16 protein-coding genes are annotated in these 23,523 nt (G+C 70.6%); 9 read left to right on the top strand and 7 right to left on the bottom strand.

Annotation, left to right across the window (positions count from 1 at the left end):
• Window positions 1–86 precede the first annotated feature (86 nt).
• The 8 genes from MTES_RS09950 (at window position 87) to MTES_RS09915 (ending at window position 11,679) form a co-directional block, all read left to right on the top strand.
• Complete coding sequence (locus tag MTES_RS09950; protein ID WP_419865645.1) at window positions 87–2,369, top strand: glycoside hydrolase family 3 protein; 2,283 nt, start codon at window positions 87–89, stop codon at window positions 2,367–2,369.
• Window positions 2,366–3,496 (top strand): serine hydrolase domain-containing protein, encoded by a 1,131-nt coding sequence (locus MTES_RS09945; protein WP_013585123.1) that lies wholly within the window; start codon window positions 2,366–2,368, stop codon window positions 3,494–3,496. Before MTES_RS09950 ends, MTES_RS09945 begins: the two co-directional genes overlap by 4 nt.
• 82 nt (window positions 3,497–3,578) lie before the next feature.
• Complete coding sequence (locus MTES_RS09940) at window positions 3,579–5,102, top strand: glycoside hydrolase family 43 protein (RefSeq protein ID WP_013585122.1); 1,524 nt, start codon at window positions 3,579–3,581, stop codon at window positions 5,100–5,102.
• On the top strand, window positions 5,099–7,942 hold the full coding sequence (locus MTES_RS09935) for an alpha-L-rhamnosidase (protein WP_013585121.1): 2,844 nt from the start codon (window positions 5,099–5,101) through the stop codon (window positions 7,940–7,942). The genes MTES_RS09940 and MTES_RS09935 overlap by 4 nt, the downstream gene beginning before the upstream one ends.
• 84 nt (window positions 7,943–8,026) lie before the next feature.
• Window positions 8,027–9,811, top strand: coding sequence for a DUF5605 domain-containing protein (locus MTES_RS09930; RefSeq protein ID WP_013585120.1), 1,785 nt, complete (start codon window positions 8,027–8,029; stop codon window positions 9,809–9,811).
• 87 nt (window positions 9,812–9,898) lie between these two features.
• Window positions 9,899–10,180 carry a DUF1778 domain-containing protein gene (locus MTES_RS09925; RefSeq protein WP_043362610.1) on the top strand — a complete coding sequence of 94 codons (282 nt, stop codon included), beginning with the start codon at window positions 9,899–9,901 and terminating at the stop codon, window positions 10,178–10,180.
• Window positions 10,173–10,676 carry a GNAT family N-acetyltransferase gene (locus tag MTES_RS09920; RefSeq protein ID WP_013585118.1) on the top strand — a complete coding sequence of 168 codons (504 nt, stop codon included), beginning with the start codon at window positions 10,173–10,175 and terminating at the stop codon, window positions 10,674–10,676. Before MTES_RS09925 ends, MTES_RS09920 begins: the two co-directional genes overlap by 8 nt.
• A 49-nt stretch (window positions 10,677–10,725) precedes the next feature.
• Window positions 10,726–11,679: a hypothetical protein gene (locus MTES_RS09915; RefSeq protein WP_013585117.1), complete on the top strand. Its 954-nt coding sequence runs from the start codon at window positions 10,726–10,728 to the stop codon at window positions 11,677–11,679.
• 62 nt (window positions 11,680–11,741) lie between these two features.
• On the opposite strand, the gene MTES_RS09910 is transcribed toward MTES_RS09915, so the two are convergent.
• The 7 genes from MTES_RS09910 to MTES_RS09880 all read right to left on the bottom strand — a co-directional run bounded on the left by MTES_RS09910 (window position 11,742) and on the right by MTES_RS09880 (window position 22,313).
• On the bottom strand, window positions 11,742–13,043 hold the full coding sequence (locus MTES_RS09910; protein ID WP_013585116.1) for a hypothetical protein: 1,302 nt from the start codon (window positions 13,041–13,043) through the stop codon (window positions 11,742–11,744).
• A gap of 57 nt (window positions 13,044–13,100) precedes the next feature.
• The gene (locus MTES_RS09905; protein WP_013585115.1) at window positions 13,101–13,727 is read right to left on the bottom strand and encodes a hypothetical protein; all 627 of its coding nucleotides are present in this window, start codon (window positions 13,725–13,727) and stop codon (window positions 13,101–13,103) included.
• 55 nt (window positions 13,728–13,782) lie between these two features.
• Window positions 13,783–16,671, bottom strand: coding sequence for a hypothetical protein (locus MTES_RS09900; protein WP_013585114.1), 2,889 nt, complete (start codon window positions 16,669–16,671; stop codon window positions 13,783–13,785).
• 93 nt (window positions 16,672–16,764) lie between these two features.
• Window positions 16,765–18,126 (bottom strand): ABC transporter substrate-binding protein, encoded by a 1,362-nt coding sequence (locus tag MTES_RS09895; protein WP_013585113.1) that lies wholly within the window; start codon window positions 18,124–18,126, stop codon window positions 16,765–16,767.
• Between the two features lie 84 nt (window positions 18,127–18,210).
• Complete coding sequence (locus MTES_RS09890) at window positions 18,211–19,173, bottom strand: carbohydrate ABC transporter permease (RefSeq protein WP_013585112.1); 963 nt, start codon at window positions 19,171–19,173, stop codon at window positions 18,211–18,213.
• Between the two features lie 9 nt (window positions 19,174–19,182).
• A complete protein-coding gene (locus MTES_RS09885; RefSeq protein WP_013585111.1) occupies window positions 19,183–20,127 on the bottom strand; it encodes a carbohydrate ABC transporter permease in 945 nt (314 codons plus the stop codon).
• On the bottom strand, window positions 20,124–22,313 hold the full coding sequence (locus MTES_RS09880) for an alpha-galactosidase (protein WP_013585110.1): 2,190 nt from the start codon (window positions 22,311–22,313) through the stop codon (window positions 20,124–20,126). The genes MTES_RS09885 and MTES_RS09880 overlap by 4 nt, the downstream gene beginning before the upstream one ends.
• A 135-nt stretch (window positions 22,314–22,448) precedes the next feature.
• Here MTES_RS09880 and MTES_RS09875 point away from each other — a divergent pair, with 135 nt between their 5' ends.
• Window positions 22,449–23,477, top strand: a complete 1,029-nt coding sequence (locus tag MTES_RS09875) for a LacI family DNA-binding transcriptional regulator (RefSeq protein ID WP_013585109.1) — start codon at window positions 22,449–22,451, stop codon at window positions 23,475–23,477.
• Window positions 23,478–23,523 lie beyond the last annotated feature (46 nt).

Below are 23,523 nucleotides of genomic sequence, written 5' to 3'. Positions count from 1 at the left end.
CGCTGACCCTCGAGCAGAAGGCGGCCCTCGTGCAGGGCGCCGACTTCTGGACCACCGTCCCCCTGCCCGAGATCGGGCTGCGCGCGATGACCCTGTCGGACGGTCCCGCGGGCGTCCGCGGCCCCCGCTGGGACGAGCGCGAGCCCTCGCTCAACATGCCGTCGGGGTCGGCGCTGGCCGCCTCGTGGGATGTGGATCTCGCGTACCGGTACGGTGCGGCCGCGGCATCCGAGGCTCGTCGCAAGGGTGTCGACGTCGTGCTCGGACCGACCATCAACCTGCACCGCTCGCCGCTCGGCGGCCGCCACTTCGAGTGCCTGAGCGAGGACCCCGAACTCACCGCCGAGCTGGGCGCCGCGTACGTGCGCGGCCTGCAGGACAACGGCGTCGCCGCGACCCCCAAGCACTTCGTCGCGAACGACTCCGAGACCGACCGCTTCACCGTCGACGTGCAGGTCGACGAGCGCGCGCTCCGCGAGCTGTACCTCGCTCCGTTCGAGCGCACGGTCGACGCCGGCGCGTGGTCGATCATGAGCTCGTACAACTCCGTCGACGGCGTGACGATGACCGAGAACGACCTCCTCGAGACGCCGCTGAACTCCGAGTGGGGCTTCGACGGCGTGGTCATCAGCGACTGGACCGCCGTCCGCTCGCTCGACGCCGTGGCCGCGGCGCAGGACCTCGCGATGCCCGGACCCGCCCCGGCCTGGGCCGACCTCGTCGAGGCCGTCCGCGACGGCCGCGTGCAGGAGGCCGACCTCGACCGCAAGGTGCTGCGTCTGCTGCTGCTCGCCGAGCGCGTCGGCGCCCTCGAGGGCAGCACCGCGATCGAGCCTGCCACGGTGGATGCCACGGAGTTCGCGCGCGAGTCGGCGATCGCCGGCACGGTGCTCCTGAGCAACGACGGCATCCTCCCCCTCGACGACGGGGCCGTGGCATCCGTCGCCGTCATCGGACAGAACGCGCGCGACGCGCGGACGCAGGGCGGCGGCAGCGCGACGGTCATCCCCGCGCACGTCGTCTCTCCCCTCGCGGGCCTGCGCGACGCGTTCGGCGAGGAGCGGGTCACGTACGAGCTCGGCGCCGTCACGCAGGAGGGCGTGGCCGAGCTGCCGCTCTCCCAGATGCGCAACCCCGCCACGGGCGAGCCCGGTCTGCGCGTGCGGTTCCTGGATGCCGCGGGCACCGAGCTGTTCGCCGAGGACCGTCGTGCGTCGGCGCTGGTGTGGTTCGGCGGCGACGCCCCGATCGAGGCGAGCCGCACGGTCATCTTCGAGACCGTCTACACGCCCGAGCAGTCGGGCGCGATCGAGCTGGGCTTCGCCGGCGGCAACCCCGCGAAGATCTTCGTCGACGATGAGCTCGTGCTCGACGACACCCCCGTCCTCGAGGGCACCGACCTGGGGGCCGCCTTCCTCAATCCCCCGTCCGTCACGGCCACCGTCGAGGTCGAGGCCGGGCGCGAGATCGCGGTGCGTGCGGAGTTCTCGCGCGACGGCTCCGGGGCGCTCTCCGGCGCGATGAGCGCGACCCTCGGCATCGCCCCCGAGCGGACCGATCCCGACGAGCTCATCGCCCGCGCCGTCGCCGCCGCCGAGGCGGCCGAGGTGGCCGTCGTCGTGGTGGGCACGAACTCGAAGGTCGAGTCGGAGGGCTACGACCGCACCTCGCTCGACCTGCCGGGTCGTCAGGACGACCTCGTGCGCGCGGTCGTCCGGGCCAACCCCCGCACGATCGTGATCGTCAACGCGGGCTCCCCCGTCGTGCTGCCCTGGGCGGATGAGGTCGCCGCCGTCGTGCAGGGGTACTTCGGCGGTCAGGAGTTCGGCACCGCCCTCGCGGCGGTCCTCACCGGTGCCGCCGAGCCTGGCGGCCGCCTGCCCACCACGTGGCCCGCGAGCATGGCCGACGTGCCGGTGCTCGACGTCACCCCCACCGACGGCGTGCTGCGCTACGAGGAGGGCATCCACGTCGGCTACCGCGCATGGCTGCGCGCCGACACCGCCCCCGCGTTCCCGTTCGGTCACGGCCTGGGCTATACGACCTGGTCGTGGGATGCCACGGAGCGCGACGGAGACGACCTCGTGGTCCGCGTGACCAACACCGGCGAGCGCGACGGCCGCCAGGTCGTGCAGGTCTACGCCGAGCGCGCCGACTCGGCGGTCGAGCGCCCCGCGCGCTGGCTCGTCGGTTTCGCCACCGTCGACGCCGCTCCCGGCGAGAGCGTCGAGGCACGGGTCTCGGTTCCCGCCCGGCGCCTCGCGCACTGGGACGGCGCGTGGGTCACCGAGCCCGGTGACTACACGCTCTCGGCGGGGGCGTCGGTCGTCGAGACGCCGCTGAGCACGACCTGGTCGGTGTCGGCGTGAACCCCCTCGCCACGGAGCACCTGAACGGTCACGCCGACGATCGGATCGCCGACGCGGTCGCCCGCCTGGACGCCGCTCTCGCGGGCGACCCCGAGCTGTCCTTCCAGGCGGCCGCGTTCCACCGCGGCGTGCCCGTGCTCGACGTCTGGGGCGGGCACCACCTCGGCGGGGACTCGGTGCTGGTGCCGTTCTCGGTGACCAAGAACACCATCGGTGTCACCATCGGCCTCCTCGTCGAGCGCGGTCTGCTCGACCTCGACGACCTCGTCGCCGATCACTGGCCCGAGTTCGCCGCGGCCGGCAAGCAGCGCGTCACCGTGCGCCAGCTGCTGTCTCACCAGGCGGGGCTCGCGCAGACCGATCCGCCGCTCGACCGCTTCGAGGCCCTCGACCAGCCCATCGCGGCCGCGCGCCTGGCCGCGACCCGACCCCTCTGGCATCCGGGAAGCGCCTTCGGGTACCACGGGGTGACGATCGGCAACCTGGGTGCCGAGCTGATCCACCGGGTGACCGGCCGGACCATGCACGCGTTCTACGAGGAGGAGATCCGCGCCCCGCACGACATCGACTTCTTCCTCGGGCTCCCCGCGGGCGAGGAGCACCGCCGGGTCGACCTCCGGCCGATGACCCCGCCCGCCGCGGGCGTCGGTGACCGGCGACCGACCGCGCTCGGCGTGCGGGTGTTCGGCAGCGCCCCGCCGACCCCCGATTTCGCCAACGACCCGCGCAGCTGGCGCTACGGCCACCCGGCGACCTCGGGCACGGGCAGCGCCCGCGGCATCGCCCGCCTTCTCGCCGCGGCCGTCACCGGGGTCGAGGGCGCTGCTCCCTTCCTCTCGGCCGACACCGTCGCGCAGATCGGGCAGCAGCAGGTGCACGGCTACGACGAGGTGCTCGGTCAGCACGACCGTGCCCACGCGATCGTGTTCCAGAAGCCGACCGCGGCCATGCCCTTCGGCGGAGTGAATGCCTTCGGGCACGACGGTGCCGCGGGCGGGCTCGCGTGCGTCGACCCCGAGACGGGCATCGCCTTCGCCTGGACCATCGCCCGCGGAGCCTGGCCGGGCGGAGGCGACCCGCGCGCGATCGCCCTCGCCGCGGAGCTCGGCCGCCTGTTCGCCGACTGAGCCGACCGAGCCGCCCGTCCCTTCTCCCGCCGTCGCCCGCGACACCCGCCGGGCGGCGGCGGACCCGACCCCCTCGAGGACCATGACGACCACCGCCCCCCTCCCCAACCCGCTCATCGCGGGCTTCCATCCCGACCCCTCGGCGGTCCGCGTCGGCGACACGTGGTACCTGGCGACCTCCACGTTCGAGTACCTCCCCGGCATCCCGATCCACCGCTCCACCGACTTCGTCGAGTGGGAGCTCATCGGTCACGTCGCCACCCGGCCCGGCCAGCTCGCCGTCGAGGACGTCCCGACGGCGGGCGGCGCGTGGGCACCGACCCTGCGTCACCGCGACGGGATCTTCCACGTCGTGGTGACCGACGCGATGGGGCGCGGCATGCTGCACTTCACCGCGACGGATCCCGCCGGGCCGTGGAGCGACGGCGACCTCCTCACGGTCCCCGACGGTTCGCGCTCGCTCGACGGCATCGACCCGGACATCGCCTGGGATGCCGCGGGCACGGCGTACATCACCTACTCGGGGCTCATCCTCGGCGGTCCGGACGCGGGCACGCACACCGGCATCCAGCAGGCCCGCGTCGACCTCGAGACGCACCGCGCGCTCGAAGAGCCGCGCTCGCTGTGGTCGGGCGTGGGCGGGATGTTCCCCGAGGCCCCGCACCTGTACGAGATCGACGGGCGCTGGTACCTCCTCATCGCCGAGGGCGGCACCGAGCGCGGTCACGGCGTCTCGCTCGCCCGTGCCGATTCCCCCGAGGGCCCGTTCGAGGCGGCGCCGGGCAACCCTCTCGTTTCCGCGCGATCGACCACCCGGCCCGTGCAGAACACCGGCCACGGTGACCTCGTCACAGGCCCCGACGGCGAGTGGGTGTGCGTGCTGCTCGGCGTCCGGCCGCGCGGCATGACCCGCGCCTTCTCGGCGCTCGGACGCGAAACCTTCGTCACGCGCGTCGCCTGGCAGGCCGACGGCTGGCCCACGATCGAACCCGTCCCGCTCAATCCGCGTCCCGGCACGCGCGTGGAGGTCGCCTTCTCGCCCGAGACGCCCCTGGACGGCGAGTGGATCGCGGTGCGTTCCCTGCCCACCGACCACGCCGATCTGACCTCGCGGCCGGGCTGGATGCGCCTGGATGCCGACGGCTCGACGCTCGGAGACCCCCGCCCGGTCTTCGTGGGCCGACGTCAGGTGCACCTCGCCCAGCGCACGTCGGTCACGGTCGATGTGTCCGCCGGCGTCGGCGGTCTGGCCGTCCGCTACGACGAGCGTTTCCACGTCGAGGTCGAGGCGGGCGCGGGCGAGATCGTCGCCCGCGCCGTCCTCGGCGACGTCGTGCAGGAGTGGCGCACACCGCTGACCGCGACCACGCTGACGCTGCACATCGACTGCGGGCCCGGGAGCTCCGCGGTGAGCTTCGCGCCCGCGATTCACGCCCTGCATCTGGGCGCGACGGTCGACGGTCAGCGCCTCGCGCTGGCCGAGGTCGACGGACGTTTCCTCTCGTCCGAGGTCACGGAGTCCTTCACCGGACGCGTGATCGGGGTGTACGCCCGAGAAGGCAGGATCGACGCGACCGCCTGGGTCGCCGAGGGAGACGACGCATGACCACCGACACCCGTGTCGCCGCGGTGAAAGCCGAGCTGCGCACCGATTCACCCTTCGTCGCCACGCCCACGCCCCGCCTCACCTGGCGGGTCGAGACGTCGACCCCGTCCTGGCGCCAGGCGTCCGCCGAGATCACCGACGGGGCGACCAGCGTCCCCCTCGAGGGAGCGGAGTCCGCGCTCGTCGCCTGGCCGTTCGCGCCGCTCGAACCCGGCGAGCGCCGGGAGGTGCGGGTGCGGGTGACCGGTGTCGACGGAGCCGTCACCGCCTGGAGCGCGCCCCTCGCCGTCGAGGCCGGCTTCCTCGCCCCCGACGAGTGGGTCGCCGAGCCGATCGGCCTCGCCGACCCGGAACGAGAGGCCCAGCCCGCGCTCGTGCAGACGGCCTTCCGCCTCGATCGTCCCGTCCGCCGCGCCCTCCTCCTGTGGACCGCCCTCGGCAGCGCGGAGCCCGAGATCAACGGCCGCGCGGTCTCGGACGACGTCCTGGCCCCGGGCTGGAGCGCGACGCGCGACCGGCTCGTGCACGAGACCGTCGACGTCACCGACCTGCTCGTCGAGGGCGACAATGTCGTGGGGGCGACCCTCGCCGGCGCCTGGTACACCGAGCGCTACGGCTTCTTCACCTTCACCGACCGCATCTACGGCGACCAGCCCGCTTTCCTCGCGCAGCTGCGCGTGACCTTCGCCGACGGCACGGTCGAGACGGTCGCGCCGACGGGGTCGGCCTGGACCGCGACGGGCGACGCCGAGATCGTCACGAGCGGCATCTACGCGGGCGAGCACCAGGATCTCCGCCTCCGCGCGCCCTGGTCGACCCCGGATGCCACGACCTCCGGCACCGACCGCCGCTGGGCGCCCGCGCGGGTGGGCGTCGTCGCCCGCCCCGGCCACGAGAACGTCCCCCTCCCCGAGGCGCGCATCGCCGAGCCGGTCCGCCGGCACGAGAGTCTCCCCGTCGTCGCGCGTCTCGCGACGCCCTCCGGCGGCGAGGTGCTCGACTTCGGCCAGAACCTCGTCGGCCGCCTCCGCCTGCGGGTGCGCGGCGAGGCCGGCACCACCGTCACGATCCGCCACGCCGAGGTGCTCGACGAGGGGGAGCTCGCGCTCCGCCCCTTGCGCAACGCCAAGGCCGAGGCATCCTTCGTCCTGTCCGGTGGCGACGACGTGCTCGAGAGCCGCTTCTCGTTCTACGGCTTCCGCTACGCGCAGATCACCGGGATCGACGTGACCGACGCGCAGGTCGAGGCCGTGGTGCTGCACAGCGACATGGAGCGCACCGGCTGGTTCACCTCGTCGCACGCGCTCGTGAACCGTCTGCACGAGAACGTCGTGTGGGGGATGCGCGGGAACTTCCTCGCCCTTCCCACCGACTGCCCGCAGCGCGACGAGCGTCTGGGGTGGACCGGCGACCTGCAGGTGTTCGCCCCGACGGCGTCGTTCCTCTACGACTGCGACGGCTTCCTCACCTCATGGCTGCGCGACCTCGCTCTCGAGCAGGAGCGCGCGGGCGGCATCGTCCCGCTCGTGATCCCGGCGGCCCTTCCCTCGTTCGCGGGCGGGGGTCCCGTCGCGGCGTGGGGCGATGCCGCCGCGGTCACCCCGACCGTCCTGCACGAGCGTTTCGGCGATATCGGCGTGCTCGCCGCGCAGTACCCCAGCATGCGCGCATGGGTCGAGGCGGTGCGAGCGGATGCCGGGGACTCGGGCCTTTGGGCCGGGCGGATGCAGCTCGGCGACTGGCTCGACCCGAGCGCGCCGCCCGACCAGCCCGGCAAGGCGAAGGTCGACGGCGACATCGTCGCGACGGCGTACTTCGCCCGCTCGCTGCGCCAGGTGGCCGAGGCGGCGGCGCTGCTGGAGAACACCGCGGATGCCGAGACCTACCACGCTCTCGCCGAGCGCAGCCGCCGCGCCTTCGTGAGCGAGTACGTCACCCCCGCCGGCCGCATGATGAGCGACGCCCCCACCGCGTATGCGCTGGCCCTCGCGTTCGACCTCGTGCAGGATGCCCCGACTCGCGCCGCTCTCGCCGACCGGCTCGCGGCGCTCGTCCGCGAGAGCGGCTACCGCATCTCGACGGGGTTCGTCGGCACGCCGATCATCGCGGACGCCCTCAGCGACGGCGGCCACCACGACGCGGCCGAGCGCCTGCTGCTGCAGACGCAGTGCCCCTCGTGGCTGTACCCCGTCACGCAGGGCGCGACGACGGTCTGGGAGCGGTGGGACAGCCTGCTCCCCGACGGATCGGTGAACCCCGGCGAGATGACCTCGTTCAACCACTACGCCCTCGGCGCCGTGGCGGACTGGCTGCACCGCACCGTCGCCGGGCTCGCTCCCGCCGCCCCCGGCTATCGCCGTCTGCGGGTCGCCCCGCGCCCGCTCGCCGCCTTCGAGCACGCCTCGGCCCGCCACCTCACCGCCTACGGTCCGGCCGAGGTGTCGTGGGAGCGGGAGCCCGGCAGCGACGTCGTGCGCGTCCGCGCGATCGTGCCGCCGAACACCACGGCCGAGGTCGCCCTCCCGGGAACCCTCGCCGACGGTTCCGAAGCCCCCGCCGAGGTCGGGTCGGGTACGCACGAGTGGCGCGTCACGCTCCCGGCCGTCCCCGTGCGGCCGCCCCTGCCCGGCCTCGAGGCGATGCTCGCCGACGTCATCGACGACCCGCGCGCGTACGCCGCGCTGCTCGATGCCCTCGAAGAGACGGCTCCCGAGCGGGTCGAGGGCGTCCGCTCCGGCACCGTGTGGGGCGCCGGTCGCCCCTTGGCATCCGCCCTGATGTTCACCCCGCCGGACGTGCTCGCGCGGGTCGACCGCGCCGTGCGCGACGCGACCGCCTGAGACCCGGCATCCGCCCCGTCCGTCACCCGCGAGGCCCCGCACCCGCGACCCGGCCCCGACACCCCTGAGCCCCGAGGAGACCCCATGTTCGACCGCCGCTCCACCTTCGGCGAAGCCCTCGACCACCCCGGTGCCCGGGCGGTGCTCGAGCGCCTCATGCCGGGCTTCGCGGCGTCGCCGATGGCGGCGCAGTTCCGCGGCGGTCGGCTGGGGTCGCTCATCGCCCTCGTCCCGTCGCTCGAATCGCCCGAGGCGCGCGCGCAGCTGTGGGCCGAGCTCGCCGAGATCGGCGAGGTGGCCGAGCGGCCCGCGTACGCCCCCGCGATCGCACCGAACCCCGCCTACGAGGGCGACGACGTCGACCGCGCCTCGGCGTCGGTGCGCCCCGTGGCCGACACGAGCCGGTGGGGCGTGCTCGAGGTGCGCATCGACGGCCCCGCGCACGGCAATCCCTTCGTCGAGGTGGATCTGCACGCGGACTTCACCCGTCCCGACGGCTCGACCGTCCGAGTCGGCGGCTTCTACGACGGCAACGGCGAGTGGGTCGTCCGCGTGCTCGCCGACCAGGAGGGGCGCTGGGCGTTCACGACCACCGCGACCGCGCGGTCGCTCGACGGCCTGCGCGGCGAGGCGCAGGTGGGCGCGGCCCGCGACGGCGCGCACGGGCCGGTGCGCGTCGACGGCTTCCACTTCGCGCACGCCGACGGCACGCGCCACCGCCCGCTCGGCACGACGGCGTACGCCTGGACCCACCAGCCCGACGCCCTGCAGGAGCAGACGCTCGAGACGCTCACCGACGGACCGTTCCGCAAGATCCGCATGTGCCTGTTCCCGAAGTCGTACCTCTTCAACGCGAACGAGCCCGACGACTTCGTCTTCCCCGGTTCGCTCGCCGACGGATTCGACCTCGAGCGCTTCGATCCCGCGCACTTCCGCCGTCTCGAGAAGCGCATCGCGCAGCTCGGCGAGCACGGCATCGAAGCCGACCTCATCCTGTTCCACGCCTACGACCGCTGGGGCTTCGCCGACCTCGGACCCGCGGTCGACGACCGGTACATCCGGTACGTCGTGCGCCGCCTCGCCGCGTTCTCGAACGTGTGGTGGTCGATGGCGAACGAGTACGACCTCGTCTGGGCGAAGGACGAGGACGACTGGGAACGCCTCGCGGCGATCGTCGGCGACGAGGATCACGCCGACCACCTCAACTCGATCCACAACTGCCGTCCGTTCTACGACTACTCGCGCCCGTGGATCACGCACGTCAGCATCCAGCGCGTCGACGTGTACCGCACCGCCGAGAACACCGACGAGTGGCGCGAGCGCTGGGGCAAGCCCGTCGTGATCGACGAGTGCGCGTACGAGGGCGACATCGACCAGGGCTGGGGCAACATCACCGGCGAAGAGATGACGCGCCGCTTCTGGGAGGGCGCCGTCCGCGGCGGCTACGTCGGCCACGGCGAGACCTACCTCCCGGCCCCGGTGGGCGAGGTGGAGGTCCCGGATGCCGCCGGCTCCGACCGCGAGGTCCTCTGGTGGGCGAAGGGCGGCGTGCTCCACGGCACCTCCCCCGCACGTATCGGCTTCCTCGAGAGCGTGCTCGCCGAGGTCCCCGGCGGCGTGCTCGACCCCGCTCCCTCCGACTGGGACGTGCCGTGGGCGCAGTCGAGCGACGGCACGGTCCGCGTCGCCTACTTCGGCTTCAACCGCCCCCGATTCCGCAACGTCATGCTCGGCGAGGGCGACTGGGCCATCGACGTGATCGACACGTGGAACATGACGATCGACCGGGCCGACGGCATCCATTCCGGGACCGCTCGCGTAGAGCTGCCGGGGCGGCAGTTCGTGGCGGTGCGGCTGTCGCGCGTGTGAGGCTCTTCGCTCCGCGAGCAGAGACGACGAAGGGCGGCGCGAGACAGCACCCTGCACGTGTACGGGGATCTGCCGTACAATGACGGAGTGAACAGACCCTTGAAAGACGCCCGCATCGAACTCCGCGTGACAGCCGCCCAGAAGGATGCCATCGAAGCCGCCGCAGCGATCACGGGTCGCACCGTCACCGACTTCTCCGCCGCCACCCTCACGGCACGCGCGGAGGAAGTCATCCAGCAGGATCGCCGACTCCGAGTCGATGCGCACGCCTTCGATGCCTTCCAGTCGGCGATGGATCGCCCCGCGCGCTCCCTCGACGGGCTCCGTGACCTTCTGACGCGCACATCGGTTTTCACCGACGGTGACTGAGTTCCTGACCCCACGACCCATCGCCGCGGGAGACAAGCTGTCCGCGTTCCACTCGGGAGAGGAGTCGCTCGACAGCTGGCTCCGAGGACGTGCCCGCAGCAACGAGAAGGCGGGCGCCTCCCGCACCAGTGTTTCCGTCACCCGCGACGAGCACCGCGTGGCGGGCTATTACTGTTTGTCATCGAGCTCGCTGGAACGCGGCGACGGCCCGCCGATGTTGGCCGACAAGATGCCCTCGATCATCCCCGTGGTGCTCCTCGGTCGGCTCGCCGTCCATCGAGATTTTCACGGCATGGGGCTCGGGTTCTCTCTCCTGCAGCACGCGACGCTGCGAGCACTCGATGCCGCCGAGACCATCGGCGTCCGCGCGATCCTGGTCCACGCTTTGAACGAGGACGTCGTCCCGTTCTACGAGAAGTTCGGCTTCACCCGGTTCCCTGACCGGAGCCAGACCCTCTACCTGCTGACGAAGGACGCGCGGGCGACCATCCGCTGAGACGCTCCCCCGGTCGCGCGTGCGAGGCGCTCCGCTACGCTTCCTCACCATGAGCCTCGACGCCTACCTGAACGGGCACTCCCCGGAGCGCAGGGAGCTCTTCGCCGAGCTCGTCACGATGGCCGCGGGCCTCGCCGACCACGCCGAAGACGTGAGTCCCCTCGTCTTCGTTCCGGGCCGACCTCACCCCGAGTGGGAGGACGCCGACGAGGTCCTGTGGATGGCGGTGGAGCAGCTGATGCTGCCGAACCCCGCGGCTCCCGATGAGCTGCCGGTGCTGTGGGTGGGCTACCACGTACAGGATCGCCTCACGCGCAAACGGGAGGCACAGGGCTTCCTCCTCACCAGCCATCGGCTCGTCGCGAAGGACACCGTCGACCTCGTCTTCACGAAGGGCACGGAGCGGCAATACCCGCTGTACGAGGCCCGCACGGCGTCGCTCGCCTCGACCGCGACCGAGGAGTACGACTGGGACGGCACCGCGGCGCTCCTCGGCGACGCGCGCCCCGACGCGATCGAACAGCTCCTCGCGGAGGCGATCGCGTCGACCGTCCACATCCTCGAGAGCCGAGGCGAGACGCTTCCGGTCGAGCCGGCTCCGACCACGAACCTCCGCGAGCGGGTCGCCGAGCTGGACCTCGCCGGCATCGTGAAGTACGAGGACGACGCGAAGCACGCCAAGCACTTCGCCAAGCTGTTCAGGAAGGTCTCCCTCGACCCGGGCGAGCGGGTGCTCGCGTCCTTCAGCGACGCCACGCTCTTCGGCCCCTACGGGCTCGTGCTCACCGACCGGAACCTTCGCTCCCGCGACCTCGGAGAGGACGCGATCTCCACGCCTCGCGCCGACATCGACCCGTCCGCGGTGCGCGTCTCCCCCGACAAGGCGCACCAGCTCGCCGTCGGCCCCGGCAGACCGCACGACGTGCCGACCTTCCTCGACGAGAAGCAGGTGGGCGCACTCGTCACGCTGGTGCGGGAGTGGGCGGCGGGGCGCATCGACTAAGTTCACGGGCGGGTCCCGGGTGGTTCACCGCCGGGCGACCCTCGAGGCTCCGTCGCCACGGATCAGGATGCCGACTCTGCGCGTGATGACGAGGCGCGCCGGGCGTCTCGTCGTCGAGAGATCGTCCAGAACATCGTCCCCGCGGCGACGATCACGGTCCCCCCGACCGCAAGCGACGCGGGAAGAGAAGTGCCCGTCTGCGCGAGCGCAGCTCCCCCGCCGGGACTCATCGACGGCGGCATCGGCTCGGGCTGCGGCGAGATATCGACGGTGACGCCGACGGGTTCCGACGCATGCACCGGCGGAGGCGATATCCCCATGACGCCCGCCGCGAGCAGTACGGCGACGGCGACGCTCCACACACCCGATACGGCATCCCGACGCCCTTGCTCGCGGGCCTTCTCCACCAAGCTCGCCCAGCGTCGACGTCGCCGACGCCGATCCCACACAGCGAGCACGACGAGCGCCACGGCGCAGCCCCCGACGAGGAGCTGACTCCAGGGCATCGCCGGCACAGTCACGCGAGTCGCCGCGGTCACCCCCTCGCTGTTCCCTCCGGCGTCGGCGGCCGTCGTGGCGACGACGGCGGTCATCGCGAAGAGCGGCCACACGTCGTCGACGGTGACCGTCGCCTGCCTTTCGTCGCCCGGCGCCAACTCGGGGAGGGGATCGGAACGGCTCGTGCGGGCCGCGAGCCCGAGCGGTCCGGTCACCGCGACCTCGTTCTCGGCGGAAAGGCGCGTATTGCCCGTGTTCCGGGTGGCGAGGTGAACCTCGAGCCGGCCGGGAAGGAAGGGGTTCCAGGGCGGGTGGTAGTCGGCGGTCGCCGTGGTGCTCACGGCGGGGACCACGTCTCCGGTCACGCGCGTCAGGACTCTGAACCCGATCCGAGACTCGACGCCCACCGTGTCCTGTTCCGAGAAGATGCCCGCGGCGACACCGGCGAGGTGGTCTCCGGGGGTGGCGTTCGCCGGTACGTCCACCGTGAAGGGGACGACGACGCTGGCACCCGGGTCGACGGAGACGGATGCCGGAAGGGTGATCCACGTGCCCGCATCTGCTGAGCGCTGTCCCGCCGGCAGCATCGTGAACCGTCCCGTATCGGTGAAGTAGCCGTCCGCGGCCGACAGGGAGAACACGACCGCCTCAGCACCGCGGTTGGTGACGCGCAAATACTGCTCCCGACGTGCTCCGGGGTCCAGTGTCAACTCCACCCACGGATGCCCCGTCGCATCACCGGCTGCGGTGACGGGCTCGACCGACCAACTGACGGAGTCGGCGGCGTGAGCGGGAGGTGGGGGCGCCAGCAGCGCGCAGACCGCTACCGCCGCTGCCAGAAGAATCCGCCCGAGGAACGCGCGCATGGGATCCCTTCGCGATGCGGCGCGCGAGGCGGGCACCTCGCACGCCGCATCGGGTGATCACTGGAAGAGGGACAGGGTGATGACCGCGGAGTATGTGCCCGCCTTGACCGTGGGCTCCACCTTCAGGGTGAGATCCGCCGTCGCCGTCGAACTCACCCCTCCGTCGGGAACGGACTGCGGGTCTCCGAGCGAGAGCAGTTCCTTGTCGACCAGTCCGCGGTTCGTCGCGGCGTCGGTGCCGGTGTTCGGATCCAGGGCGGTGCCGACGTCTCCGCCGACGGACACCGCACCTTCGTCGCCCGAGACGAGCCGCGGACTCCATCCGATGTGGTCCGCGCTGATGGTGGCGCCCCCCTCGGCGGTGAAGGCGCTCGAACTGCCGAGGACGTACCACGATCCTCCGGAGGCCAGTTGATCGGGGGTGCGGGTGTCGGTGACGGTGACCTGCGGAAGCGATCCGGTGAATCGCCGCACGGTGTCCGTGGAGCCGTTCTCGGTCAGCGTCGCGCGACCGGGAGCGACGGTCATCGTGAGCGCTCCCGGGGACGTGAGAGACGAGATGTCGACATCGACGCCGATGTCGGTGTCGGTGCCGGGCTGCGCGGCGACCGCGACGGCCGATCCGCCGCTGATCAGGAGTGCCGCCGTCAGCGCGGTCGCGCCCAGCACGAGGTGGGTTCGCATGATTCTTCCCTTCGGGTGGGGTCGGTGGGGGCGGTCGCCCGCCCCCACCGAGGTGTCAGTTCTGCGCGTTGTACGCAGCCGTGAGCTGTTGCGTCGCGGCGACGCCGTTGACGGTGCCGCTCAGCGTGATGGTCGCTCGCCCCGCGGGGATCGAGGACTTGGTGGTGTTGAGCGAGACGCTGACCTTCTTGCCGGGTTGCACGGCCGAGAAGGTCTTCTTCCCGTAGCTGGTCTCGATCAGCACGTCGACGGCGACGGACGACGTGTTGGTGACGTCGACCGTGACGTAGACCTTGCCGGCGAGCTTCCGAGTGGATGCCGCGGCGTCCGCCTTGAGAAGCACATCGGCCGTGTTGGTGGTCTTCGAGACCAGCGGCGACAGCGCGAGCCAGTCGATGTTGGGCGCATTTCCCGTGCTGTTGCCCAAACGGAGCGAACCGTTCGCCGTCGTCAGATCCAACGGGACGGTGTGGGTCCAGAACCCCTTCCAGGTGTAGTTGTTGCGGAAGGCACCGCGCGTGGTGGTTCCCCCGTCCTCCGTCACGTCGAGGAACCGCGTGATCACGTCGGTGTTGTAGGCGTGACCGGTGTTCTTCTCCGCGTTGGAGTACCGCACCGTCAGGTCGTACGCTCCCGCTCCGAGACCCGTCGGACGGGTGAGCGTGGCGTAGTTGTCCGCTCCGCCCCCGAGCCACCCGAGCTGCTTGCCCGAGACGTTCGTGGGCTGCCCGGGCGTCTCCAGACGGGCGGTGCCGTGCAGCGAGATCTTCGCGCTGTCCTCGCCCTCGACGCGCACCGTCGCCGCATCGCCGTCCGTGGCTCGCGTGACGGTGACCGACTGCACAGCGGCACCCTGCGCGGAGCTGATCCGCAGATCCGAGATGCCCTCGGCGAGGTGCACGCGGGCCGTCGAGGTCCACGTGCCGGCCTTGTCGGCTCCCAGCCCGCTGATGCTGCGCGTGTTCAGCGTGACGCCGAGACCCGCGGCGCCGGTGGTGGTGTAGCGGATCGCCACGTCGTAGTACCCGGTCTCGCGCGCGGAGGGGAAGAACGTCGCCGTGTTGTCGCCCGACAGAGTCACGGCTCCCTTCGCGTAGTCGAGGGTTCCGCTGGTGCGCGAGAGGATCGCGGGGTACGTGGTCGTCTCCGGCCCGTCGATGCGGGTGAGGTCGAACCGGTCGAGGGAGATGTCCGATCCCGGGAGGAGCGTCGACCCGTCGGCGCTCATGCGCACGGACAGCTCGTGCCGACCCTGCGTGAGCTGCACGGTGGTCTCCCCGCGTCCGCGGTAACTCCAGTCGAAGCCCGCCTCGTACTCGATCGTCGCGGCGTTCTGACCGTCGACGAACAGGGCGTGCTTGCCGGGGCCGACCTTGGTCCCGTTGACGCCGGCGATCGCGCCGAAGCGGTACGTGCCGGTCGTGGGAACGTCGACGGTCCAGGTCAGCGACGAGGTCGTCTTGTTGGTCGAGCCCACATCGCGCCCACCGGATGCCGAGAACGTCCAGTCCGCGGCCGGGTCCTGGTTGTAGGCCGTGACGTCGCGCAGGACGGTGTTCTCGGCCTCGATGCTCGTCGACCAGGTCGCGTCCGCGACCGGCTGCGTCGGCAGGGCCGGGGTGATGATCGCCTGATAGGCGTCGAGGCGATTGCTGCTGGGGACGTCGATCTGGATCGTGCCGCCGACGGCGACGCGCTTGGTGACCACGACGGGCGGAGCCTGGGCTTCACCCTCCTGGCCCGACCACTCCGCCTCGCGTACCTGCACGTCGACGGTGTTGCCGAACACGGCCGGGTCCAGACCCGACAGGTCGAGGCGGGTCGCGTTGTTGGTTCCGCCGAAGAGCACGGTCGCCTGCTTCTTCGTCGTGTCGATCGCTCCGAGGCCCTGCAGGGTGTCGGGGGCGTTCAGCGACGGCGGCGTGACGGCGACGGTCTGCCCGGTGAGATCGCCGTACCACTTCAGGAGCCACCAGGCGCCGTTGGCACTGTTGTTCTTGGCCATGTTGTCGTTGAGATTGCCCGCGTAGGTCCAGTAGGCGGTCTCGGCGTCGACCTTCTCGTCCTCGAACATCGCCAGCCACTGCACGAGGTTGCCGGGCACCGACATGTCGCGCCGCATGGCGTACTCGGTGATGTTGACCGGCCGCTGACTGATGCCCAGGTCGCTCTCGATCTTGCGGTACTCCGCCAGGTGCGAGCGGAAGTCCTGGAGGCTCCCGCGACCGAGCTCGTGCCACGTGAAGATGTCCGGCAGGACGTTGTTCGCCTTGGCATACGTCATGAAGTCCCGGGTACGCGTCTGCTGCCACCGGGTGTCCCCGTTGCCGGCGATCTTGGCATCCGGGTAGACCTCTTTGATGACCTGGTAGACGGCCTTCCAGTCCTGCAGGTAGGTGTCCTTCATCGAGCCCCAGTCGGCGTACCAGTTGCCGCCGTCGGGTTCGTTGAACGGAGTGAAGACGTACTTCTCCGGGTGGTCCGACTCGTCGACGATGCTCTTGACGACCTTGCGGACGATGTCGAGGTATGTGTTGAAGTCGGAGGGACGCTTGCCACCGTTGTACGCCCAGTCGGGGTAGTAATCCTGGATGTTCGTCATGATGTACTTGCCCCCGTTCTCGAAGAACGCGCCCTCGACCTCCAGCGGGTCGCCGTTGGGGTGCTGGGCACCGTGGGGGGCCTTCTGCGTGAGGTTGGTGGGGCGGGCACCGGCGATGATGGCATCCGTGGGGACGCCGTCGTCGGACAGGCCGTAGAGCATGCCGGAGGCGCCGCCCTGGACAGCGCCGTCGGTCTTACTGAAATCGACGCCGATGACGTCGACGGTCGCGGCGTGGGCCGGGGCGGCGACACCGAGGCCGAGACCCGACAGCAGCAGCGCGGACAATGCGGTGCAGGCCGTCGTGCGGGTGACGCGCGTGCGCGCGCGGGAACTGGTCACGAGTACTCCTTCGTACGTGGTGGGGTGAGGTACAGCGGGCGAGCGGGTGGCGGGGCGCCCCGCGGATGCCGAGTGCGGGGCGCCCCGGAGTGGTTACTTGAAGAGGGCGTTGATCTGGTCGTTGGCGGCCTTCAGTGCGCTCGCGTCGGAGGCGCCCTTCAGGTACGACTCGATCGCGGCCTTCATCGTGTCGTTGACGTCCGACCAGTGGTCGGCGATCGGAAGGAGCTTGGTCGTACCGTCGGTCACCTGCTCGGTGAACCCGGTGACGTCCCAGCCCTTGGCGGTGAAGGCGGCCTCGGCCTTCTCGGTCGAGGTCTTGACCGCGGGGAAGACGACGGCGGCTTCACCGATGACGTCCTGGCAGGCGGCCGAGCCGAGGTACTTCACCCATTCCCAGGCAGCATCCTGGTTCTTGCTGCCGGCCCAGATGCCGTCGGAGAGGCCGTTGAACAGGCTCGCACGCTCTCCGCTCGGACCGACGGGAGTCGGGGCGACCTTGGTGGGGACGCCGCTCTGGCCGAGGTAGGACCCGTTCATCCAGCTGCCGTCGGTGACGAGGGCGTAGCGACCGGCGAGGTATCCGTTCAGCGGGTCCTGCTCCGACAGCGCGATGTCGACGCTCGGCATGTAGCCCTTGTCGATGAGGCCCTTGTACCAGGAGAGCGTGTCGGAGAAGGCCTTGTCGCCGAAGTTCCAGGAGCTCGTCCACGGCGTCTTGTCGCCGTAGTACCAGTCGTTGCCCAGGGCGTAGGGCGACCACGTCTGCTGCCCGCTGGCGTTCAGCCCGTTGCCACTGAGGGCCAGGCCGTAGACCGCGACCTTCGACTTGTCGAAGCCCGCCTCGTCGCCGCGGACGCCGTTCTGGTCCACCGTGAGGTGTGCGACGAGCTTCTCGAAGGACCCGCCGTCCTTCGTGTTCCAGGCGAGGTCGGCGAGCTGGTCCGCGGTGTACCCGGCGTCGGACACCATCTTCTCGTTGTAGAACGTGGCGACCGTGTCGAAGTCCTTCGGCAGGCCGTAGCGGCCGCCCTCCTGCGTGGTCCACAGCTCGGCGAGGCCGTCCTGGTAGATCCCCAGGTCGAGGCCGTCCTTCTCGACGCGGTCGGAGATGTCGAGAAGCTGGCCCTGCGAGACGAACTCCGGGTAATAGGAGAGGTGGTCGGCGAAGACGTCCGGGGCGGTGCCGGAGGCGAACCCGGTGGTGAGGCCCTGCCAGTAGTCGGCCCATCCGTACTGCTCGATCTTGACCGAGATGCCGGAGGACTTCTGGAAGTCGTCGGCGCACTGCTGGTAGGCCGGCTGCTGATTGCTGTCCCAGAGCCAATAAGTGATCGACTGGCTGTTCGAGCCGTCGCCCGTGCCCGCGGACGAGCAGCCGGCGAGGAGGACGGGAACCGCTGCGGCGAGGGCGGCGACCGCGACGGTGCGGCGCGCGCGTGAGGTGGTGCGCATGGGAGTGCCTTTCGTGATGGGAGGTGCGTTGCGGTTCCCGCCCGGCGGTTCGGGGCGCCGGGCGGGAGTTCGGGGCCGGGGGGCCTACTTGATGCCGGAGTAGCCGAGGTTGTCGACGAGCTTCCGGCCGAAAAGGATGAACAGGACGAAGATCGGGAGCGCCGCGATGAGGGTTCCCGCCATCAACCCGGCCCAGTCCGGTCCGGTCTGCGGTGTCTGCGACCGGAAGATGCCGAGGGCGACGGTGAGCACCCGGGAGTCGTCGGCGCGACCGACGAGCAGGGGCCAGAAGTACTCGCCCCACGCGGTGATGTACGTCAGCAGCGCGAGCGTGAACACGGGCGTCGACGACATCGGCAGCACGATGCGGAAGAAGATGCGCAGGTGTCCGGCGCCGTCGATCTTGGCGGACTCCTCGACCTCACGGCTGATGCCGAGGAAGAACTGCCGCATGAAGAAGATGGCGAACGGGGTCATGAAGAAGAACGGCAGGATGATGCCGGCCAGGGTGTTCAGCAGCCCGAGGTCGCGGATGAGGATGAAGTTCGGCAGCTGCACGAAGATCGGCGGGATCATCAGCGCGGTCAGGAAGAGGAAGAAGACAGCATCGCGCCCCTTCCACTCCAGACGGGCGAAGGCGTAGGCCGCCATCGACGAGAACAGCACCTGCCCGACGGTGATGACGGTTGCGACGATGACGGTGTTCCGCAGGTACAGCCAGAAATTGATCGACCCCGTCGTCCCGCCCTCGGCAGCAGCCTGCTCGGGCGATGACAGACCGAGCACGCGGGCGAACCCTCCCCAGCTGAACTCGACCGGCAGCAGGCTTCCCGCGTTCGTGTAAAGGGCGGTGTTGGTCGACAGGGCGGTGCGCAGCATCCAATAGAAGGGGAAGAGCGTGACGAAGAGCAGCACGATCAGCGCGGCCCACGCGACGAGTCGACCGACGTTGATCCGGCGGGGGCGACGAACGGGGGCGTGATCCTCTCGGCGGGACGACGGGGACACCGACGGGCGGGTCCGAGGCGGCGTGGCAGTAGCGGTCATCGGGATCTCCTAAGCCAGGTCGGACGAGTTGGAGCGCATGATCTTCAGCTGGAAGTACGCGACGACCGCGAGCACCACCAGGAGGAAGACGGACATCGCGGAGGCGTAGCCGAGGTCGAACCGCTCGAAGGCCTGTTGGTAGATGTAGTAGTAGATGACGCGCGTCGAGTTGATCGGACCGCCTTCGGTCGTCACGGCCACGGTGTCGAAGATCTGGAACGACCCCACGACCGTGATCACGAGCACCAGCGCGAGCACCGGACGCAGCAGCGGCAGGGTGATCGAGCGGAACATGCGCACCTCGGATGCGCCGTCCAGCGCGGCCGCTTCATAGAGCTGGGCGGGGATGGTCTGCAGCCCGGCGAAGACCAGGAGCGCGGTGTAGCCGACGTACCGCCACACGTTGATGAGGGCGATCGTGGGGATGGCGAGGTTCTCGTTGCCGAAGAAGGCCATCCGGTCGCCCCCGATGAAGTCGAGGAAGACGTTGATGATGCCGGTCGAGTAGTCCATCATCCAGAACCACACGAGGGCGACGACGACGTTGGCGACGAGGTACGGCAGCAGGATGATGCCCCGGATCACCGCGGATCGGGTCAGTCGATGCATGAGCACCGCGATCCCGACGGCGAGGACCGTCTGCACGCCGATGTTGATGACGACGTACTCGAGGGTCACCCACAATGAGTTCCAGAACAGCGGATCGCCGAACATGCGCGTGTAGTTGTCGAGACCGATGAATTTGCCCGCTCCGATGAGGTTCTGGTCGGTGAAGCTGAACCAGATCCCGCGCAGCGACGGCACGAGGTAGAACGCGATGAACCCGAGGGCGGCGGGCGCGATGAAGAACAGCGCGACCTTGGCATCCCCTCGGCGGCGGCGGGCGGTCCGGGGGGCGACGATCGCCCGGGTGTCGAGGGAGCGGGTGTCGAGGGAGCGGGTGCGGGTGTTCACGCGAGAGCCTCCACGTCGAGGAGAACGGTGGTGTCGGGGTCGAGGGCGGGGATGTGCAGTCCCACCTCGCTGAGCGCGGATCCCGCGAGGACGGTGCCGGTGCGGTACCAGGAAGGATGGACCCGGGGGTCGTAGGGGGCGTCGGCACCGGGGCCGGCGACCGTGACCCGGTACTGCGCGAGGGGGTTCAGACCGGGCAACTGCACGCGTCCGGCCGGCCACGTCACGTGCCGTTCCCGGAGGGTCAGGGCGTACAGGGCTCGTCCCCGATCCGGGCTGACGCTGCCGTGCAGCCACAGGTCGCCGCTCTCCAGCGTGCGCCGGATGATCGTGCCGGTGTGGATCAGCGACCGCACGGCTTTGTAGTAGTCGACCCACTCCGCGAGACGGGCGAGATCCTCGGGAGAGGCGGCGGTGAGATCCCACTCGATTCCGAAGTGTCCGAACAGCGCCGTGGCCGCCCGGAAGTCCAGGTCGAACTGGCGCCGGGTGGTGTGCGCTCGTTCGGCACCGACATGGCTTCCCACGAGCTCCGGGGGCAGCAGCTGGGCCGTCCAGCGCTGGATCTGCTGGCGCTCACGCGCATCGATGCAGTCGGACGCCCACACGCGGTCGGTGTGGTTCAGGATCTCCAGGTCGACGCGGGCACCGCCCGAGGAGCAGGACTCGATCTCCAGCCCCGGACAGGCCGCGCGGATCGCGTCGAGGAGTCGGTACGTCGCGAGAGTCTGCTCGTGCACGCCCGCCCGCCCGGTGCGCGTGGAGCCGGCATCCATCAGGTCCCGGTTGTGGTCCCACTTGATGTAGTCGATGCCGTACTCCCGCACAAGGGAGACGATCTGCCGCTCGACGTGCGCGAACGCGCCCGGGTGCGACAGGTCGAGCACCTGCTGGTGGCGGAACTCGATGGGCAGGCGACCGGGTACCTGCAGCAGCCATTCGGGATGGGATGCCGCGAGTTCCGACGCCACGTTCACCATCTCGGGCTCGAACCACAGGCCGAACTGCATCCCCCGCTGCTTCACGCCGTCGACGAGGGCACGGAATCGCCCCCCTCCCCAGACGTCCTCGGCGATGATCCAGTCCCCCAGGCCCGAGGTGTCGTCGCGGCGGGATCCGAACCACCCGTCGTCCAGGACGAACCGCTCGACACCGACGCGCTGCGCGGCATCCGCGAGTTCGAGGAGCCGGGTCAGGTCGTGGTCGAAGTAGACGGCCTCCCAGACGTTCATCACGACGGGGCGCACGGTGCGGGGGTGGCCGGGCCGGGCGCGGAGGTACGAGTGGAACCGCGCGGCCACGTCGTCCAGGCCGGCGCCGTACGCGGCGAAGACGTCGGGCGTCGCGTAGCCCTCCCCGGGGCCGAGCTGGATCTCGCCGGGGAGGAGGAGTTCTCCGCCGAGCAGAAGGCGCTCGCCGGAGAACGCCCGTTCGGCGAGCGTGCGGTGGTTTCCGCTGAAGGCGACGTGCAGGCCCCACGCCTCGCCCTGACCGAAGTCGAGATCGGCCGTTCCCGCGGTCAGGATCGTCGCCGCATCCGCTCCGGTGCGTCCGTGACGCCCCTCGCGCAGGTGCGTGCCCACCGTGAACTCGCGCCACTGGGGGACCTTCTCCTTGCCCCAGCGCCCGGCCAGGTCGAACAGGACGTCCGCCCGGGTCGGCACGGGCAGGGCCAGCTGCAGTCCGTCGAGCGTGTAGGTGCTCTCGCCGGTGTTGGTGAGCGCCGCGGAGAGGCGGGCGAGCCCGCTCGGAAGGAGGGCTATCGACAGGTCGAGGGTGAGGTCGGCGTCGACATCGATCGCGCGGACCGCGACGGACCCGCCCTGCCCGTCCTGCTCGGCGACCTCGACGGCGACCGGAACGAACCTCGTCGACCAGGCCTTTCCCGAACGGTGCCCGGCCAGGCCGGTCGTTCCGGTCCATCCGCGGGAGTTCTCGGGCAGCACCGAGGCGACGACGCTGCTGTCGACACCGTTGGTCGCGAGGGGCGGCAACGCGTGGGTGGCGAGCTCGCGGAGCTCTTTGGCATCCAGGGCACCCGCATCCGCACCCCAGTGGATGACGAAAGGGAGGGCGTCGTCGGGGAGGCCGAGAATGAGGGACACCCCACCGGCCCGAAGTGCGACGACGGAGTCCCACGGGGCGTCGACCGCACCGGAGAGCTCGGAAATCACCTGAGTGGTCAAAAGCTTCTTCGCCTTTCCTGACCCGACATCGGGCCTGCAAACGTTGGTCAAGCTAGCACGGGTGACACCGCTCTGCAAACGTTGGTCAGAGAAAAGGACGTCCGAAAGATGAACGTTGGTCATTAGGCTGGCCGGATGCCTCTCGATCGCCACGTCCCGGGGATCGTCGACGTCGCCACCAAGGCAGGGGTCAGCCTCTCCACGGTTTCGCGCGTGCTCTCGGGCCGCGTCCGCGTGAGCGACGAGCTGCGGGTCAAAGTCGAGGCCGCTGTCGCTGAGCTCGGCTATCGCCCCAACGCCGCGGCGCAGTCCCTCGTCAGTGGGCGCCGGTCCACCGTGGCCGTCTTCGCGCGGAACACGATCCGGTACGGATACGCCGCAACACTGCAAGGGATCGAAGAGGCGGCCCGCGCAGCGGGATACGTGGTCGTCATCGCCGTCGTCGAGTCCGGGGACCCCGACGACATCGCTCGATCGGTGAACAACGCACTCTCGCATCCCCTGGCGGGCGCGATCGTGATCGAGTTCGACAAGGTCGGCGTCGCAACCCTCGCCGCCCTCCCGTCCACGCTCCCCGTCGTCGCGGCGGCGGGTGCACGCCGCGCGTCAGGTGAGACCCCGCACGCGTTCCTCGACGATGCCGCCGGCGGCTACGAGGCCACCCGTTATCTCCTGTCCCTCGGACACACGACGGTGCACCACCTCGCCATCCCCGCGACGAAGCCGCGGAGCGGACGCGCCTGGGGGTGGAGGAAGGCCCTGCAGGAAGCCGACGCCCCCATCCCCCCGGTCGTGCAGGCCAGCTACTCCCCCACCTCGGGATACGACTCGGCGCAGAAGCTCACCGGCGACCCGAGCATCACCGCTCTCCTCTGCGGCAACGACGAGCTCGCGATCGGTGCCGCGCGCGCCTTCCAAGAGGTCGGCCGTCGGGTTCCCCAGGACATCAGCATCGTCGGCTTCGACGATCAACCGTTCGCACGGATGTGGATGCCGGCCCTGACGACCGTGCGACAGGACTTCGTCGATCTGGGCCGGCGGACGTTCGGGCTGCTCGAGGAGTGGCTGACGGAGAACCGGCATCCCGCGGACTCCGCCGTCACCCCGACCCTCGTCGTGCGCGAGAGCAGCGCCGCCCCCCCACGGCAGCGCGAGACCGCGTAAAGATCTTCGACGGAGACCGTCCCGCGTCGACGATCTCGACCCGAAC

The sequence above is a fragment of the Microbacterium testaceum StLB037 genome, assembly GCF_000202635.1.
GTDB classification, from domain to species: domain Bacteria; phylum Actinomycetota; class Actinomycetes; order Actinomycetales; family Microbacteriaceae; genus Microbacterium; species Microbacterium testaceum_F.
Note: the sequence above shows the minus strand (reverse complement) of the source record. Positions and strands in the feature narration are given on the sequence as shown.